19 protein-coding genes are annotated in these 17,667 nt (G+C 61.1%); 18 read left to right on the plus strand and 1 reads right to left on the minus strand.

The window, feature by feature from the left end:
* The 15 genes from fabI to K8M09_RS02850 all read left to right on the plus strand — a co-directional run bounded on the left by fabI (position 1) and on the right by K8M09_RS02850 (position 13,005).
* Positions 1–774 (plus strand): enoyl-ACP reductase FabI, encoded by a 774-nt coding sequence (fabI, locus tag K8M09_RS02780; protein WP_009450492.1) that lies wholly within the window; start codon positions 1–3, stop codon positions 772–774.
* Positions 775–892: 118 nt separating this feature from the next.
* Positions 893–2,011 (plus strand): alpha/beta hydrolase, encoded by a 1,119-nt coding sequence (locus tag K8M09_RS02785; protein ID WP_009450491.1) that lies wholly within the window; start codon positions 893–895, stop codon positions 2,009–2,011.
* A 48-nt stretch (positions 2,012–2,059) separates the two neighbouring features.
* Positions 2,060–2,647, plus strand: coding sequence for an HdeD family acid-resistance protein (locus tag K8M09_RS02790; protein ID WP_009450490.1), 588 nt, complete (start codon positions 2,060–2,062; stop codon positions 2,645–2,647).
* A 350-nt stretch (positions 2,648–2,997) separates the two neighbouring features.
* The gene (locus tag K8M09_RS02795) at positions 2,998–3,846 is read left to right on the plus strand and encodes a universal stress protein (RefSeq protein WP_009450489.1); all 849 of its coding nucleotides are present in this window, start codon (positions 2,998–3,000) and stop codon (positions 3,844–3,846) included.
* Between the two features lie 76 nt (positions 3,847–3,922).
* Positions 3,923–4,453, plus strand: a complete 531-nt coding sequence (locus K8M09_RS02800) for a DUF1269 domain-containing protein (protein ID WP_009450488.1) — start codon at positions 3,923–3,925, stop codon at positions 4,451–4,453.
* 71 nt (positions 4,454–4,524) lie between these two features.
* The gene (locus K8M09_RS02805) at positions 4,525–5,772 is read left to right on the plus strand and encodes a Na+-translocating NADH-quinone reductase subunit A (protein ID WP_009450487.1); all 1,248 of its coding nucleotides are present in this window, start codon (positions 4,525–4,527) and stop codon (positions 5,770–5,772) included.
* Positions 5,769–6,575: an RnfABCDGE type electron transport complex subunit D gene (locus K8M09_RS02810; RefSeq protein WP_009450486.1), complete on the plus strand. Its 807-nt coding sequence runs from the start codon at positions 5,769–5,771 to the stop codon at positions 6,573–6,575. The genes K8M09_RS02805 and K8M09_RS02810 overlap by 4 nt, the downstream gene beginning before the upstream one ends.
* A complete protein-coding gene (nqrC, locus tag K8M09_RS02815) occupies positions 6,568–7,386 on the plus strand; it encodes an NADH:ubiquinone reductase (Na(+)-transporting) subunit C (protein ID WP_009450485.1) in 819 nt (272 codons plus the stop codon). The genes K8M09_RS02810 and nqrC overlap by 8 nt, the downstream gene beginning before the upstream one ends.
* Positions 7,383–8,042: an NADH:ubiquinone reductase (Na(+)-transporting) subunit D gene (locus K8M09_RS02820; protein WP_009450484.1), complete on the plus strand. Its 660-nt coding sequence runs from the start codon at positions 7,383–7,385 to the stop codon at positions 8,040–8,042. The genes nqrC and K8M09_RS02820 overlap by 4 nt, the downstream gene beginning before the upstream one ends.
* Entirely contained in the window at positions 8,039–8,641 is a 603-nt protein-coding gene (gene nqrE, locus K8M09_RS02825; RefSeq protein ID WP_009450483.1) for an NADH:ubiquinone reductase (Na(+)-transporting) subunit E, read from the plus strand. Before K8M09_RS02820 ends, nqrE begins: the two co-directional genes overlap by 4 nt.
* Positions 8,638–9,858, plus strand: coding sequence for an NADH:ubiquinone reductase (Na(+)-transporting) subunit F (nqrF, locus tag K8M09_RS02830; RefSeq protein ID WP_009450482.1), 1,221 nt, complete (start codon positions 8,638–8,640; stop codon positions 9,856–9,858). Before nqrE ends, nqrF begins: the two co-directional genes overlap by 4 nt.
* Before the next feature lie 4 nt (positions 9,859–9,862).
* The gene (locus K8M09_RS02835; protein ID WP_009450481.1) at positions 9,863–10,837 is read left to right on the plus strand and encodes an FAD:protein FMN transferase; all 975 of its coding nucleotides are present in this window, start codon (positions 9,863–9,865) and stop codon (positions 10,835–10,837) included.
* Positions 10,838–10,999: 162 nt separating this feature from the next.
* Positions 11,000–11,395: a CBS domain-containing protein gene (locus K8M09_RS02840; RefSeq protein ID WP_009450480.1), complete on the plus strand. Its 396-nt coding sequence runs from the start codon at positions 11,000–11,002 to the stop codon at positions 11,393–11,395.
* Positions 11,396–11,426: 31 nt separating this feature from the next.
* Positions 11,427–12,089 (plus strand): nitroreductase family protein, encoded by a 663-nt coding sequence (locus K8M09_RS02845; protein WP_009450479.1) that lies wholly within the window; start codon positions 11,427–11,429, stop codon positions 12,087–12,089.
* Positions 12,090–12,159: 70 nt separating this feature from the next.
* Positions 12,160–13,005 (plus strand): calcium/sodium antiporter, encoded by an 846-nt coding sequence (locus tag K8M09_RS02850; protein WP_229342113.1) that lies wholly within the window; start codon positions 12,160–12,162, stop codon positions 13,003–13,005.
* On the opposite strand, the gene K8M09_RS02855 is transcribed toward K8M09_RS02850, so the two are convergent.
* A protein-coding gene (locus tag K8M09_RS02855; RefSeq protein ID WP_160788270.1) for an IS3 family transposase occupies positions 12,990–14,209 on the minus strand; the annotation gives its coding sequence in 2 pieces (ribosomal slippage) (positions 12,990–13,867 and positions 13,867–14,209; 1,221 coding nt in all). The two genes, K8M09_RS02850 and K8M09_RS02855, sit on opposite strands and share 16 nt — an antisense overlap.
* 778 nt (positions 14,210–14,987) lie before the next feature.
* Between K8M09_RS02855 and istA the strand changes: the two genes are divergently transcribed.
* From istA to K8M09_RS02870, 3 genes are all read left to right on the plus strand, one after another.
* Entirely contained in the window at positions 14,988–16,484 is a 1,497-nt protein-coding gene (istA, locus tag K8M09_RS02860) for an IS21 family transposase (protein WP_456154552.1), read from the plus strand.
* The gene (gene istB, locus K8M09_RS02865) at positions 16,481–17,239 is read left to right on the plus strand and encodes an IS21-like element helper ATPase IstB (protein ID WP_229341919.1); all 759 of its coding nucleotides are present in this window, start codon (positions 16,481–16,483) and stop codon (positions 17,237–17,239) included. Before istA ends, istB begins: the two co-directional genes overlap by 4 nt.
* Before the next feature lie 155 nt (positions 17,240–17,394).
* Positions 17,395–17,667, plus strand: a complete 273-nt coding sequence (locus K8M09_RS02870; RefSeq protein WP_229342115.1) for a glycine cleavage T C-terminal barrel domain-containing protein — start codon at positions 17,395–17,397, stop codon at positions 17,665–17,667.

Here is a 17,667-nt window from a genome sequence, read left to right on the forward strand (position 1 = left end):
ATGGCTGCGATCGTTGATATATTCGGAAGACGTGGCCTCGTCGTCGGCATCGCCAACGATTCCTCCATCGCAGCCGGCTGTGCAACCGCGTTCAAGGCTGCCGGCGCCGATCTGGCGGTCACCTATCTCAACGATAAGGCTGTCCCGTTCGTACGCCCGGTCGCCGATGCCCTGGGCGCGTCGCTGTTCATGCCCTGTGACGTTCGCATTGATGGGCAGCTCGAGGCGGTTTTCGACACCATAGCAAATGAATGGGGCCGCCTCGATTTCTTGCTTCATTCGATCGCCTTCGCGCCACGACAGGACTTGCAGACGAGCATCGTCAACTGCTCCGCTGACGGTTTCGCGCAGGCCATGGATATATCGTGCCATTCCTTTATCCGAATGGCGCGGCTCGCCGCCCCGCTGATGAAGGAAGGCGGATCCTTGATAACCGTCAGCTTTTTCGGGGCTGAGCGCGTCGTCGACAACTACAATCTGATGGGACCGGTGAAGGCGGCCCTGGAAGCAAGCGTACGCTACCTGGCCGCCGATCTCGCAGCGCGGGACATCCGCGTCCATTGCCTGTCCACCGGGCCGATCGCCACCAGGGCAGCTTCCGGAATCGAGCGTTTCGATGAGCTCATCGACACGGTGCGTGAGAGAACACCATCGCGACGCCTCGTGAGCATCGCTGAGGTTGGGCGTATCGCCGCATTCCTGGCAAGCGAGGCGGCAACGCCTCTGTCGGGGTCGGTGGTATACGCCGACAACGGTTTCCACATCACGGCCTAGCCAGAAGGCGGGCTGATGCAAACTAAGTCGGGGTCGCCGCTCGCGCGGCGACAGGGTGAACTCTGTCATATCGAGAGCGCGATGCTTCGAATGCATAAGTAAGAAATCGGTTCAGTCAATGCGTGAATTCAGTCTACGCCTTACGCTACTTCTTCTCACAAGCCTGCTTGCAGCCTGTGCCGGCCGCCCCGGCCCGGAACTGCTCGCCCAGAGGGCCGAAGCCGTTCCGGGGGCCAAGCTCACGACGGTTTATGTGGCGACCACGCGCAAGCGTGATGAGAACGGTATCTACACGTCGGGTCGTAGCCGCGAGGTTAGCTATATCCGCTACAGGGTCTCCATCCCGCCAGGTCACAAGACGGGCAATGTCGAATGGCCGAAATCGAAGCCGAACCCGAAGACGGATTTTGTCACCGTCGACCAGCACATTCTCGACGCGGCGACATTCGAGGCGGAAGTCACGCGTAAACACAACGGCAAACCGCCGAGTGTCGGCGTGTTCGTGCATGGCTACAACACCAATTTCACCGAGGCCGTGTATCGCATAGCCCAGATGACAGCTGACGCCGGCGTCGATGCCGCCCCGATCCTGTTTGCCTGGCCGTCCGAAGGCGCTTTGAGCGGCTACGTCGCCGACAAGGACGCGGTGACGTTCTCGCGGGACCAGTTGGCGGATCTGCTCAGCACCCTGGCGCGCAAACAGACCCAGGGTCCCATCACGCTCGTCGGCCACAGCATGGGGGGATGGCTGACGACGGAAGCCGTGCGCCAACTGCGGCTTACCGGCAAGGACGCGGCGATCCGTCGACTGCAGGTCGTGCTTGCGGCGCCCGATATCGATGTCGACGTGTTCCAGGCACAGCTTGCGACGATCGGGACACTGAACCCGCCGATGACAATCCTTGTTTCCAAGGATGACAGGGCGCTGAAGGTCTCGGAATTTCTATCCACAGAACGTCAGCGCCTGGGCAGGATTGACGTGACGGATCCGAAAATCGAGGAGGCGGCGCGCAGGGCGAATGTGCAGGTGATCGATATATCGGATATCGAGGCCTCAGACAGCTTCCGCCACAATCGTTTCGTCGGTCTCGCTGCCTACTATCCGAAGCTTTCGGGCCGGGATGGAACGAGCGACCCCCGAAATCTCAGGCAAGCCGGAGCGTTTGTATTCAATTCGGCTGGCGCGGTCCTTTCCAGCCCGTTTGTCCTTGCCGGCAAGATCGTCGGCGGAAACTGACACGACGCGAAGCAGCTTTCTTCACGCAACTATCGCAGGAGAATACTTATGATATTCAATTACACCGCAAGCCTCGACGCCGCCGACCTGCAACTGTTGCGATCGCGATGGCGATGGCTGCTGGTCGCCGGCATCGTGCTCGTGTTGATAGCTCTTGTCGCCCTCTCCAACCTGTTGCTGGCCACGGTCGTTTCCGTCCTCTTTGTCGGTGTCACGATGCTACTGGCGGGTGCGGCGCATATCGTCTTCGCATTTCAGATGAAGCGATGGGGCCAAACTGTCGGTTTGCTCGTTGTCGGTGTGCTTTATGTCGCGGCCGGTGTGATGACATTCTGGAACCCGGTCCTGGCATCCACTTTCCTGACACTACTGATGGCTCTCAGCATGCTCGTCGCAGGCATTGTCAGGACTGCCGCCGGTCTGGCGATCCGCCCGGCTTCCGGTTGGCTATGGCTCGCGGCGGCCGGCGCCGCGACGGTGCTTGTTGCACTTGTCATCCTTGCGGGCTGGCCGGTCAACAGTTTGTGGATCATCGGCGCACTGCTGGCGATCGACGTCATGGTGACCGGCTGTGCCCTGAGCGCATTGGCGCTCGCGCTGCGACGGTCCCTCAGGATCGACCGCAATCACGAATAAGAACCGGAGGTTGGAAACGACAATGAAGCAAACAACACCGTTCACCGTGGAGGTCCGAAAGAAACGCCGGATGCAACAGCACGAACTCTCTCCAAGCCGCGCCCTGAAAAAGACAGACGAGACCAGATCCGCGCCGGAAGGGGAAAACACAGCCCCGAATGAAATCACGCCTCAGAACGACCCTGCGGCCCACCGTCCCCGCACACGGTAAGGCTGAACGCTGGCCCGCCGGACTCCCTGACACAATCGTGAGGCACAAGAAAAAGGATTTTCGCCCTCTCAATCATCAGCTGTTGACTCACGGAGTATGTTCATTAGGGTAAAGCTGATGTTTGGTGACGAGGGGGGGAATGAAGACGCCAAAAGATATTGTCGTTTATATCGATACAGCCGATGTTTCTGTTTGTCGGGTTTATATTGATTATGCTGTCTCACTCGCAAGCGCATGGGATGCGCATGTCGTTGTGGCCTTCGTGCCGGAAGATTTAATCGCCACTCCCTCCCATGGCTTCGCCCGAGGGCAGGCGATCAACAGCATGATAACCTCCTTCGAAGGGCGCCGGCATGACGCCGAAGAGCAGCTGCGGGGGCTCCTTTCGGATGTAGCGTCCGCTACCGGCGTGAATTGCGAGCTTCGCATATGTTCCGGTGAAACGGGCGAGGCGCTGATGCTGCACGCCCGCCACGCAGCCTTGGCGATCGTCGGAACGGGGCGTGACCCGGACCGCGCTGAGACGGCTCTCACCGTCTCGGAGGATATCATCTTCGCCTCCGGTCGCCCTTCGATCCTTTTGCCCACATTCTGGCAAAGCGATGGCGCCGTGCCCGAGACGATCGTGGTTGGATGGAATGCCAGCCGGGAAGCGGCCCGCGCCATTGCCGATTCGATGGCGTTCCTGGCCACCGCTCGCGCCGTCCACGTCGTCGTTGTTCCCGAGCCCAAGGTCGCGCGGCTTCTGGGGGAGGACCCCGGAAGCGATATCTCTCTCCATCTCGCGCGCCATGGGATCAGGGTGACGCTTGACCGCCTGGAAGGCAGCAATGCCGGTGATCTGATCCTGTCGCGCGCGGAAGAGGTTGGCGCCGACCTGGTGGTCATGGGCGCCTATGGGCAGTCCCGGATCACCGAGTTCGTTTTCGGCAGCGCAACACGCACCATTCTGGCCAATCCGAAAATCCCGATCTTTCTTTCGCGATAAGACGTGATCGTCCAACAGGGTGGGTGGGCCCCGCAGGCCGTCGGCAAAAAGAGATTACAACACAGGAGAAGAAAACATGTCCGATCTGGTCGTCGTCGGTTTCGATACGGTTGATGAAGCCGACAAGGTGCTTCTCAAGCTCGCTGCTCTCAGAAAAGAATATCTGGTCGATCTGGAAGATGCCGTCGTCGTCGTTCGTGACGGCGAAGGCAAGGTCCATCTCAAGCAGAGCCTTAACCTGGCGGCTCTCGGCGCCACATCGGGCCTTCTCTCGGGAACGATCTGGGGCGGCCTTGTGGGCCTGCTCTTTCTCAATCCGCTTGCCGGCATCGCCATTGGCGGCCTGACGGGAGCGGGTGTCGGCGCCTTGTCCGGCTCCCTTGCCGACTATGGCATCGACGATACGTTCATCAAGTCTCTGGGCGAGACCATTCCAAGCAATTCGTCTGCGCTGTTCGTTCTTGTCCGCAAGGTCCAGCCGGAAAAGGTGCTGGCGGAGTTCGAAGGCCTGCGTGGTCGAGTTCTCAAGACGTCCCTGTCGCCAGAGCAGGAAGAGAAGCTGAGGATCGCCTTGTCCGAAAATGTAACCGGGTCAGGCAACGCCTAGGTGGCCACGCCCGGTTGATGTCCGATCGGGAAGGGAAACGTCCAGCATCGCTTACGTGGGAGGGGTATTTTTTGCAGGTACATATCAGGGGCGGGATCGATCTTCGATGGGAAGGCAAGCCGATAGACACGATTGAAGATGCGGTCGTGGCTCGCTCGGTTGCGCTTATGGGAGAAGATTACCCGCGCCTGCGCCCGGTTATCGATGTCGCGATCGGACAAGCCGTGCGAGCCGGCGAGCGGCTGTTTACGGATCGTCACCGCCCTCATCTGACGTTTACAGCCCCTGTTGCTGGAACAATCCGCGCAATCTCGCGCGGCGCGCGTAGAAGCCTCGATTCCATTATTATCGACGTCGAGGACGAAGCCGCCGTCGAATTCGACAGGCCCTCACGGCCAGATCGCATGACCATGCAGTCGCTCCTGCTCCAAAGCGGTTGCTGGCAGTCATTTCGCACCCGGCCATTCGGTCGGCTCGCCGATCCCCGGCAGGCTCCTGATGCGATTTTCGTAACAGCCACCGATACCGCGCCGCTCGCAGGTGATCCGGCCCCCGTCATAAGGCGCTTCGAATCATGGTTTCGTCTCGGCGCGGAGGCGCTGCGTCACCTGACCGACGGTCCCGTTTACGTCTGTCACGGGGCCGATGCCTCCCCGGCCGTTCCCGAAGCCGTCAAGGCTGTCTGTTTCGCGGGCAGGCATCCGGCGGGTCTGGTTGGAACCCATATCCATCATCTCAATCCTGTCGGTGTAAACAGGATGGTTTGGCACATCGGCTATCAGGACGTAATCGCGCTGGGATGCCTGCTCGATACGGGCCGGATATGGACACGGCGCGTCGTTGCGCTGACCGGACCGGGGACGTGCAGTCCGCGCCTCGTTGTCGCTCCCGCAGGCGCGAATCTGAAAGATCTTTTCGGCGCCTCGCTCACCGGTCCCTCGGTTCAGTTGCTTTCGGGCTCTCCGCTCGGCGGAACGGTCGAGCATTTCCTGCGGCGTTATGACGTGCAGGCCACCGCCATCCCACACAGGCATCCGCTCCGGCGCTCCTTTCTCATGCGCTACCTGACCTCATTCAACGAGCAATTTCCGGCGCCGCTCATTCCCAATGCCGTTCATGAACGGGCCGCGCCTTGCGGGATCCTGCCCGCGCCGTTCCTGCGCGCCATCAGCACGGGCGATGTGGAAACCGCCGCGAAACTTGGTGCGCTGGAACTTGTGGAAGAGGATCTGGCGCTCCTGAGCCATGTCGACGGGTCGGGCACGGATTATGGCGCCCTGTTGCGTGCGACGCTCGATGAGTTGGAGGAAGCGATATGATCGCCTTCTTCCATGACCTGCAGGCGGGCCGCGTCGGCCGCACCTTGTTGTCCGACAGCGCCACGCCCGCGCTGCTCGGCGTGATCGTCCCGGTCGTGTCCGCGCTTGTCGCAGATACGGAACAGTTCGCAGCGCGGCTGCTGATCTCTGTCAGCCTGACCCTTGCGTGGCAGCATGTCTTCACACGTGTCCGGGGTCTCAGGCCGGGACTTGACGGTATTGTCGCCGCCACGCTGATCGCCCTTCTTGTCCCGGCCGATGCGCCGCTCTGGCAGCTCGCTTTGGGCGTCAGCTTCGGCGTGGTGATCGCCGAACAGGTGTTCGGTGGGCGCGGGCGCAATTTCGTGCATCCTGCCGTCGCCGCCCTTGCCTTCGTGATGTTCTCCTTCACTGAAATCGACTATCGAGCCGGGCCAAACATTCCTCTGGCGGCATTGCTTCCGGCTTTGGTTCTCCTGCTCCTCAGCGGCCAGGCGTCATGGCGATTGCTGCTTGCGGCCTACTGCACGATGGCCCTCATGGTTTGGGCGCAGGGAAGCGATCCGTCGGTCAACCTGCTTTCGGGTGCGATCGGCTGCGCGATCCTCTTTCTGGCGGCAGATCCTGTATGTTCCTGCACGACAAATCCAGGTCGTTTTGCACAGGGCATTCTGACCGGCGTGCTCATCGGCCTGTTCTCGCAGGCCGGATCGACTTTTGGAGCCGCGATCTTCGCGATCCTGATGAGCAGCATTTTCGCACCATTGATCGATTACGTGGTCGTGGCGATCCATGTAAGGCGGAGGGCAAGGCGACATGGCTGACGCTCGTCCTCCCAGCCCGCGCCCGGGCATGTGGCGCCGCTTTCTGAACCGTCCGAACACCGATGGCGTCAAGACGATCGGCATGTCGCTTCTGGTGGCCATTGGCTGCGGCTTTACCGTCTCCATCGCAGCGGTCGTCCTGCGGCCGATCCAGCAGGCCAATATCGTCGCCCAGCAACAGGGCCGCATGGTGCAGATGCTGGAAAACGTTCCGGGCATCGGGGAGATATTGAAGGAATCTGGCGCAAGCGGCGTCGAAACGCTCGTCATCGACCTCGCAAGCGGAACGGTCGCCGCCGATGTCGATCCGGGAAGCTTCGATCAGCGAGCGGCGGCGGCGGACGCAGAGCGAAGTTCGGCCCTGCCGCGCGCTGACGACCTCGCTGGTCTCAGCCGCCGCGAAAACCACGCGCTTGTCTATCTTCTGCGCCGCGGCGAGGAACTGGCGCTCGTTGTGCTTCCGGTCCGCGGCGCCGGCTACCAGTCGACCATCCGGGCCTATCTGGCGCTGGAGGCCGATCTCGACACCGTTGCCGCCTTCACGGTTTATGAGCAGGGTGAGACGCCCGGCCTCGGCGCCCGCGTCGCCGAGGACGGTTGGCAGGCGCAATGGGCAGGCAAGCGCATCTTCGACGATGGCGATTTCGCCATTTCCGTGGTGCGCGGCAATGCCAGCGGCCCCAATGAAGTCGACGGCATCTCCGGCGCCAGCGTCACGAGCTATGCGATCTCGGACATGCTCGAATTCTGGATGGGCGAGCACGGCTTCGGGCCGTTTCTCGACAGGCTGAAGAAAGGCGAGATCGAATGACTATCCCTTTCCGCAACCTGACAGATCCGCTCATCGACAAGAACCCCGTCACCGTCCATATCCTCGGCATCTGCTCGGCACTGGCGGTCACGACATCGATGTCCACCGCTCTCACCATGTCGATCGCCCTGACCGTCGTGCTCGGCCTGTCGGCAGGCGTCATCAGCGCCATCCGCCGACACATCCCGTCCTCCGTGCGCATCATCCTGCAGATCACCATCATCGCCTCGCTGGTCATCGTCGCCGACCAGATGTTGCAGGCTTTTGCCTATGAGATGAGCCAGCGGCTGACGGTGTTTGTCTCGTTGATTGCCACGAACTGCATCGTGCTCGGGCGCACCGAAGCCTATGCGCTGCACAATCCGGTCGTTCCCAGCATCGTGGATGGCGTCGGCAATGCACTCGGCTACAGCCTGGTGCTGCTCACTGTCGCCGCCATCCGCGAGTTGTTCGGCGCCGGAAGCCTGTTCGGCGTCGGCCTGCTGCCACTCGTGGCCGACGGTGGCTGGTACCAGCCACTCCGTCTTATGCTGCTCGCGCCGAGCGCATTCATCATCCTTGGCCTTCTGGTCTGGGCTGTTCGCAGCCTGCGCCGGGGCCAGAGGGAAGCGCCTGAATTCGAGTTGCGCGAGCAGCAAAGGACGACTGAGACATGATCGAACTGTTCCAGCGCTCCATTTTCGAAGAAAACCTCGCGCTGTCCTTCTTCCTCGGCATGTGCACCTTCCTCGCCGTCTCCAAGCGCGTGGAAACAGCCTTCGGCGTGGGTGTTGCGATGATCGTCGTGCAATCGCTCAGCGTGCCGGTGAACTACCTGCTGCACGCCTATATCCTGAGTGCCGGGGCGCTCGCGTGGATGGGGCTGCCGGATGTCGATCTCGGTTTCATGCGGCTGATCACCTTCATCGGCATCGTCGCGGCGATGGTGCAGATCATCGAGATGCTGCTCGATCGTTACGTGCCCGCCCTCTACGGCGCGCTTGGCATCTACCTGCCGCTGCTCGCCATCAACTGCGCCATTATCGGCGGCAGTCTGTTCATGGTCGAGCGGCAATATGATCTCACTGAAAGCACGGTCTATGGGATCGGCACCGGGATCGGCTGGGCGCTGGCCATCGTCGCGCTCGCGGCGATCCGCGAGAGGCTGCGCTATGCCAATGTCCCCGAAGGATTGCAGGGCCTCGGCATTGCTTTCATCGTCACCGGTCTCCTGTCCATGGCGTTCTCCGCCTTTGTGGGAGTGCGCGTGCTATGACGGAGATCCTGCTCGGCATCGGCTTCATTTCCTTGCTGCTCGTCGCGCTGGCAGCCGTTGTCCATAAGGTTCGGGAGTATCTGCTGCCGTCGCGACCCGTGGCGGTCACCGTTAACGGCGGGCGTGAGATTGGCGCTCTGGCGAATTTCAAGCTTCTCGATATTTTGAATTCCAACGGCATCGCCGTGCCCTCGGGCTGCGCCGGCGCGGGAACGTGCGGCCTGTGCCGCGTCAGCGGCGTCACGGGTACGGGAGAGCCGTTGCCGACGGAACGCGCCCGGCTTTCTCCTGCCGACGTTCGGGCTGGAATGCGGCTCGCCTGCCAGATCGTGGTGCGAAACGACCTCGCCGTCACCGTCCCGGACGAGGTGCTCGGCATCACCACGATGAACTGCCGCGTGGCATCGTCGCGCAGTGTCACGCCTTTGATCAAGGAAATCGTGCTCGCCTTGCCGGAGGGCGCGGAATTCGACTTTCGTGCGGGCAATTTCGTGCAGGTCACCGCACCGGCCTATCGTCTCGACTTCTCCGGCATCGCGCTTGAACCGCAGCATGCCGCCGAATGGAAAAAACTCGGAATTGACAAGCTCTCGTCGCAAAGCCCTCAGCCCGTCTCTCGCGCCTATTCGGTTGCCAGCCGACCCAAGGATGTCGGCATGATCGTGCTCAACATCCGTCTGGCCACGCCACCGCCAGCCAAACCGCATGCACCTCCCGGCATCGTCTCGTCATGGCTGTTCGGTCTGCGCGAGGGCGACCCGATCGAAGTGGCGGGCCCGTATGGTCACTTCGGGGCGCAGGATACCGGGCGCGAGATGGTGTTTATCGGCGGCGGCGTCGGCATGGCGCCCTTGCGCGCCATCATAACGGACATGCTCGAGCGTCAGGGAAGCCGCCGCAAGATCAGCTTCTGGTACGGCGCGCGAAGCCGTGGCGAACTGTTCTACGCCGACGAATTCGACGAGCTTGCCCGGCGTCATGAGAACTTCCGCTGGGTGCCAGCCCTCTCCGAACCAGCCAGAAACGACCCCTGGGACGGTGAGTTAGGCTTTGTCCATGATGTCGTCTTCCGCGCCTATCTGAAGGATCACCCGGCGCCGGAGGACTGCGAATATTATCTGTGCGGCCCTCCGCTCATGATCGAGGCCATCTACGCGATGCTCGATGAATGCGGTGTGGAGAGCGAGAGCATCTTCAATGACGATTTCGGGATCTAGGAGCATGACGACAAGGCGCGAGATCGTATTTGGACTGGGAGCCCTGGCCGGACTGATGTCCTTGCCGTCTTTGGCCCGAGCCGGTGCCGATGATCTCACGCGCATCTCCGGGCGCGCTTTCGGCACACGATGGCAGGTCACCGTTCCGGCCGATGCCGATGCCCGCAAGATTGGCGCGGATCTCCGGCACTTACTGGCCGGGATCGATCATTCGATGAGCCCGTTTCGTGCGGGTTCGGAGCTTTCGCGCTTCAACAGCCGTTCGGAAATCACACCGTTCGCAGCCTCCGAGCCGCTTCGGACGGTTGCTAGCAAGGCACTCGAGATTGCGCGATTGACCGGCGGCGCGTTCGATCCGGCCGTCGGGCCCGCTGTCCATCGTTACGGTTTCGGGCCGATCGCTGCCGGGCGGTCCGGTCGCTACACCGCTTTTGCCGTCAGTGCCGAAGGCCTCTCCAAAGCAGAGCCGGAACTTTCGCTCGATCTGTGCGGCATAGCCAAGGGCTACGCCGTCGACCGGCTTGCAGGACACCTGAGAGATCAAGGGCTGCCGAGTTTCCTGATCGAGGTGGGTGGCGAAGTCTATGGTTTCGGTGCGCGCCCTGACGGCCGTCCATGGCGCGTCGGCATTGCGGACCCGCTTCGCACCGGTGTCCACACGACGCTTCCCCTGACAGGCGTGGCGATGGCGACCTCGGGCGATGCGATCAATGCCTATGAGATCGCGGGCCGCCGCTACAGTCATACGATCGATCCCGCAACCGGAGAGCCGGTTCGCAACAGCGTCGCCTCGGTTTCCGTTCTGGCCCCGACAGCGCTGGAGGCCGACGCGTTTGCGACCGCCCTTCTGGTAATGGGTCCTGAAGGCGGCCTTGCATTCGCCTCCGCCAACCGTCTGCCCGCGCTTTATCTGCTTCGCGAGGCGGGAGGTCTTAAGGCCAGAGCCAACAGGTTGTTCATCGACCAGGGGAGGGCATAAAGCCATGCAGACCATTTTCGCCGCTGTTCTTCTGACCGGGCTTGCCATGCTCGCGCTGGCCGCCGGCCTTTTTGCCGGCCGCGCACCGCTCAAGGGATCGTGCGGCGGCGCGGCCTGCGGCGGCAAATGCCATGCTTGCGAACGATCCGAAGGAAGCGGGACATGAAACTCGACACGGTCGCCGATCATATGCGCACGGACCTGATCACGCTAACGCCGGACATGGAGATAGTACGGGCCGTGTCCGTGCTCATGCAAAACGGCGTGTCGGGTGCATGCGTCATCGACGGCGCCGGCGATCTCGTCGGCGTTCTGTCCAAACGCGATTGCCTGAAGGCCGCACTCAACGCCTCCTACTACAAACAATGGGGTGGCAGTGTCGCCGACTATATGAGCACCGAACTCGAGACGCTCGATGCGGGTATCGACATCGTCGAAGCGTGTGAGCGCTTTGTCGCAAGCTCGTACCGGCGGTTCCCCGTCACCCGCCATGGCCGACTTGTCGGCCAGATCAGCCGTACCGACGTCCTCAACGCCCTTTCACGGCAGTGGACATAACAAAGCCCCGGAAAAGAAAAGGACCGATATCATGACACGACAGCTCTCCAGAAGATTGTTTCTCGCAGGAACCAGTGCGGCAGCGTCCGCAGGTATCGTCGGGACAGCCAATGCGCAGGTGGCCTCCGGCGGCGCTGCAACCGTCTCCGTGCAGGAAGCCCTGAAACAGCGCCGCTCTACCAAGCGCTTCGGGCGTGGTGACGTTGCGCGCGAAAAGGTGCTCGAAGCACTGTGGGCGGCCAATGGTGTCAACCGCGCGGACGGTGATGGACGCACAGCGCCCGCCTGGCACGGTGCGAAGAACGTCGATATCTACGTCGCGCTGGAAGATGGCGTCAGTCTCTACGACCCCGTGGCAAACGCTCTCAACAAAGTGGCCGATACAGATATTCGCGCGGATGTCAGCCCCACGGCTTTCGTACGCAGGGCGCCCGTGGTGCTGATCTATGTCTCTGATGCCGAGAAACTTGCCGCTGCCGCCGGTGACCTGGCCAAGTCTGCGCCCGAAGAACTGGTTATCGCCGCACGCGTCAACTCAGCCATCATGGCCCAGAACGTCTATCTGTTCTGCGCTGCCGAAGGGCTCGGCACATGCCTCCTCGGTACGGTGGACCGCGAAGCTATTAAAACAGCGCTGAAGTTCCCGGATCATCTTTCGGTGACATATATCCAGCCCTTAGGCGAAATCGGCTGATCCGGAGCGTGGTCATAGAGCGGCATGCAGGCCTTGCCGCATATCCGGTGCTTCTGCAGAGACACAAGCCTTGACGGCCGCAATTCTCTGGTGCGCGCTTGGCCTCCTCGCTTTGGTCGGCGGAGCGGATATACTGGTGCGCAGCGGGTCGACGCTCGCGCGCCGGCTGAGCATATCCCCGCTCGTCATCGGGCTCACATTTGTTGCGATCGGGACAAGCACACCTGAGCTGGCGGTGGGCATCAATGCCGCGTTGACGGGAGAAGGAGGGTTGGTCGTCGGGAACATCGCCGGCACCAACACCTTCGGTCTGCTGTTCATCCTTGGACTATGTGCTATCGCTCGGCCCGTTGTTTTGGAACCGGTCTCCGTTGGGCTTGAACTCCCTGCAATGATAGCCGCCGCACTGGCGTTCTGGGTGTTTGCAGCTGATGGTTATCTGTCGAGAGCCGAGGGCCTTGTGTTCCTGCTTGGTGGTATCGGCTATATCGTCCTGGTCGTTCGAAGCGCGCGCTTAAGAAGTTCGCCACCCGACAAAGAGTTGCCAGTCCTGCCACGCCCGATGCGCGACGCTCCGCGGAGCGGATGGTTGAACGTCGCCGTCATGATTGGTGGTATTGCGGTCATCACAATAGGCGCGGATTGGCTCGTATGGGGATCCTCCGATCTTGCTCGCAGGTTGGAGGTCTCCGAAGCTCTTATCGGACTGACCATAGTTGCAATCGGCACATCGAGCCCTGAACTGATCACGACAATCGTCTCGACCGTACGCAATGAGCGCGAGATCGCGGTAGGCAATCTTTTGGGCAGCAGTGTCTATAATATTGCAGTCATTCTTGGGCTGACGATGCTGGTTCCGAGCGAAGCGATCTGGAGTTGCCCCATAAAAACCGGCCAGGATCAGATTTCTGTTTGACGGTTTAAGAACTCACGCGGGGATCGATATCCCAAAGCCTTGTGCGGGTGAAGGGTGTTATAGTGCTCGAACCACAATGGCAGTTGGGCGATGACGGTTTCTGCGTCGGGAATGGGATTGACCGAGACGTAGTCGCGCTTGAATGTTTTGACAAAGGCTTCGGCCATTCCGTTGGACTGAGGGCTGCGAACCGGCGTCGTGCAAGGCTCCATTCCGATGTCCATCAGCAGCGATTTAGTGTCCTTTGCAATGAAGCACGAGCCGTTGTCGGTGAGCCATTCAATCGGCTTGGGAAGGGTGTTGATGCGACCGAAGCGGTTCTCGACTGCTGTGATGACAAGGTCCTGAACGTCTTCGCTCTTGATGCCTTGGGTGGTTGCGACATGGGCGATGGCTTCACGATCACAGCAGTCGAGAGCAAAGGCAACGCGGACCTTCTCTCTGTTGTCGCAGCCAATTTCGAAGCCGTCGGAACACCAACGCAGGTTCGAGTGCTCCACGGCAACACGGCCGTCATGGCGACGGCTATCAATGGCACCTGTGTGGCGTTGGAGAAGCATGCCGTGCACCTTCATCACCCGATAGACGCGTTTAGCGTTCGGCCATGGGCGGCTTTCGCTGCGGGCTCTACGACGTAAGATCGCGTGAACCCGGCGATATCCGTAGGTCGGCATCTCGGAGATGATCGCTTTGATTTCATCAACGAGATCATCATCCGCGAGCGGCGGCCGACCACGGGCTTTGGAAGGACGCTGTTTCACTCGCTCAGCCATGTTTGACCGGGCAACACCAAAAGTCTCGCACACAGCAGTCATCGGGAACTTCCCTTCGGCAACGACAGCGAGCGCAACAGGTGTTTTTTTGGGCCTGTGGCGATCTCAAGCGCCTCTTTGAGAATCTCGCCTTCCATCGTCTTCTTACCAAGCAGACGCTGCAACTCTTTCACCTGGTTTTGAAGGGCACGATATTCGGACGCCGGGACAACATCCTCCTCCGCAGCCGTGGCCGTCAGAGCGCCTTGAGTAGCGAGCTTACGCCAGGTGAACAACTGGTTCGGCTGAATGCCATAGCGGCGAGCAACAATGCTCACCGTAGCATCCGGCTCATATGTCTCCTGAATGATGGCAAGCTTCTCTGCCGTCGACCAGCGACGGCGGCGCTCAGGACCGGACAGGACTTCCATCTTCGGATTGTGACTAGTCATAATGGGCACATTACCTCGCACACTTACTAAGTGGGAGATCCTGTCCAGATATTTATGGGGCCATTACACGATCACCGTGGAAAGAACGCTCATCGCCGTCGACATTCCTGTTATGGCTGCGGCAACTGTGCTTTGCGTTCCAGCCTTCCTCACGGGCAGAACTCTGTCGCGGGCCGAAGGGGCAGCATTTGTCGGTTGCTACATAGCTTACTTCGCCTACCTTATGCTCGCTCGGACTTAACTCTGGCGCAGGCAGGGTAATGAAACTGGACGCATCGATTTGCTCCGCGAAGGTTGTCGCTTCCGTTCGAAAAATTGACGGATACAGCGCGCAATAGGTCACCCACGAGTAGGTTATGCAGCTGTTTCGAATAGCAAGTTATGATGGCTGCCCGTCCCCGCAACCATCTTTACTTGCTCGGGCAGCAAGTAAAGATTAGATCCTGCCCCCGCAACCAAACAAACAAAAGCCCCCGATGCAGAAATGCTCGGGGGCTTTTGGCGTTCTACCAATAGCCTCAGAATGCCCGCGAGGCCGACCTCAACGTCGCCACCCTTTACACGTCGCGTGTAGTTGTCGACGAAATCCGCACGTGTGGAATCCCGTCATCGAGGCAAGGATCGTTGCGAGACGGTTGTGGATCGTCAGGCCCGCCTGAGAGCGGCGGTGGAAAAGTCGGCCACGGTAGCGGCGGAATAATCCAGCCGCGGGCGGAGTAAAATCCGGCCACCTATTTCCTTTCTGCAATGATCGCAGGAGGGACAGGGGATCTACACCGTGGAACTTTATTTGAGGGTTCGCCTGGCTGTTTCCGAAGGGATGACGCAGCGTCAGGCAGCAAAGCATTTCAACATATCGCGTGACAGCGTTGCCAAGATGGTGGCCTATTCGACACCGCCCGGCTATCAGCGACGAACACCAATCCGACGGCCGAAGCTGGATGCGTTTGTGTCAACGATCGAGCAGTGGCTGGAAGCTGACATTGTGATGCCGCGCAAGCAGCGGCATACTGCCAAACGGGTATTCGACCGGCTTCGTGACGAGTGCGGCTTCACCGGCGGCTACACGATCATCAAGGACTATATGCGCGAGCGGGATCAACGCCGCCAGGAGGTGTTCGTGCCGTTGTCGCATCCGCCGGGCCATGCGCAGGCCGATTTCGGCGAGGCGACGGTGGTGATCGGCGGCGTCGAGCAGAAAGCTCGCTTCTTCGTCCTCGATCTGCCGCATAGCGACGGCTGCTACGTGCGGGCCTATCCGGCGGCGGTGGCTGAGGCCTGGGTGGATGGCCACATCCATGCGTTCGCGTTCTTTGGAGCCGTGCCGCAGTCGATCGTCTACGACAACGACCGTTGCCTGGTGGCAAAGATCCTGCCCGACGGCACACGCAAGCGGGCAGCGCTGTTCAGCGGCTTTCTGTCCCACTATCTGATCCGGGATCGCTACGGTCGTCCGGGGAAAGGCAACGACAAGGGGAATGTCGAGGGTCTCGTGGGCTATGCCCGTCGCAACTTCATGGTACCGATCCCACAGTTCCCGACATGGGATGCGTTCAACGCTTTTCTGGAAGAGCAGTGCCGCAAACGCCAGCGCGACAAGCTGCGGGGCGAGAGCGAGACGATCGGAGAACGGCTGCAGCGCGATCTTGCGGCCATGCGTCCCTTGCCGGCGTCGTCGTTTGATGCCTGCGACCAGGCCAGCGCTGTTGTGACTGCCCAGTCGCTGGTGCGCTACAAGACGAACGACTATTCCGTGCCGGTCGCCTACGGCCATCAGGACGTCTGGGTTCGGGGCTATGTGGACAAGGTGGTGATCGGCTGCCGCGGCGAGATTATCGCGCGTCATCCGCGATGCTGGGAACGCGAAGACGTCATATTCGACCCTGTCCATTACCTGCCGCTGATCGAGCAGAAGATCAATGCGCTGGATCAGGCAGCGCCACTCCAGGGCTGGGACCTGCCGGAGGAGTTCGCGACGCTGCGCCGGCTGATGGAAGGCCGCATGGCCAAGCATGGGCGGCGGGAATATGTGCAGGTTCTCCGTCTCCTGGAAAACTTCGACCTTACCGATCTACATGCAGCGGTGAAGCAGGCGATACAGCTCGGTGCGATCGGCTTCGATGCGGTCAAGCATCTGATCCTGTGCCGGGTCGAGCGCCGGCCACCGCGGTTGGATCTGTCGATCTATCCCTACCTGCCGCGGGCGACGGTCGAGAAGACCTCAGCGAAAGCGTATATGCGCCTCCTGTCGTCTGATGCGGGAGAGGCGGCATGAGCACCGAAGCACCCGACATCCTGCTCGCCCACTATCTCAAGACCCTGAAGCTGCCGACCTTCCAGCGCGAGCACCAGAAGCTGGCCCGGTTATGCGCCACCGAAGGCGTCGATCATGTCGGATACCTGTTCCGGCTTGCCGAACGGGAGATGATCGAACGGGACCGCCGCAAGGTCGAACGTCGGATCAAGGCGGCTAAATTCCCGATCGTCAAAAGCCTCGACAGCTTCGACTTCACAGCCATCCCCAAGCTGAACAAGATGCAGGTGCTGGAACTGGCCCGCTGTGAATGGATCGAGCGCCGGGAGAACGTCATTGCGCTGGGCCCGAGCGGCACGGGTAAGACGCATGTCGCGCTCGGTCTCGGCCTGGCCGCGTGCCAGAAAGGCCTGTCCGTCGGGTTCACGACAGCGGCCGCCCTGGTCAGCGAGATGATGGAGGCCCGCGACGAACGGCGTCTTCTTCGGTTCCAGAAACAGATGGCCGGCTACAAGCTGCTCATCATCGACGAGCTGGGCTTTGTGCCGCTGTCAAAGACCGGCGCGGAATTGCTGTTCGAGCTGATCTCGCAACGCTACGAGCGCGGGGCCACCCTGATCACCAGCAATCTTCCATTTGACGAATGGACGGAAACCCTGGGGTCCGAACGATTGACCGGCGCTCTGCTCGATCGCGTTACCCACCACGTCAACATCCTCGAGATGAACGGCGACAGCTATCGCCTCGCTCAAAGTCGAGCCCGAAAGGCCGGCTAAAACTACTCTCAAAAAATCGCCGCGCCGGCCTGAGACCCCCGCTCGGGCTACGCCCTCCCGGCCGTCTCAGGCCGGCGCCACAGTGGCCGACTTTTGCTCCGCCCCGTGGCCGGTTTTTACTCCGCCGTTGACAGGTGCGCCAGCAGCAGGAGGGCGTGAAACAGCGCTCAGTGACGATCGCCATCGATACGGAGGATGCAAGCTCCCTGATCCACGAGGGCGTCTATCATGACGGCAAACTCGTCGGGCGCATCACCTCCGGCAGCTATGCCTATACGGTCGGCCACGACATCGCCTTCGCGCTGCTGCCGGTCGAGCTCGGCACGCCCGGAACGGAGCTGGAAGTACCGATCCTCGGCGAGCGGCGCAAGGCGCGCGTCATCGCGGAATCGCCCTACGACCCGGAAGCCCTGCGCGGCCGCATGTAA

The organism is Shinella zoogloeoides (assembly GCF_020883495.1).
Taxonomy (GTDB): domain Bacteria; phylum Pseudomonadota; class Alphaproteobacteria; order Rhizobiales; family Rhizobiaceae; genus Shinella; species Shinella zoogloeoides.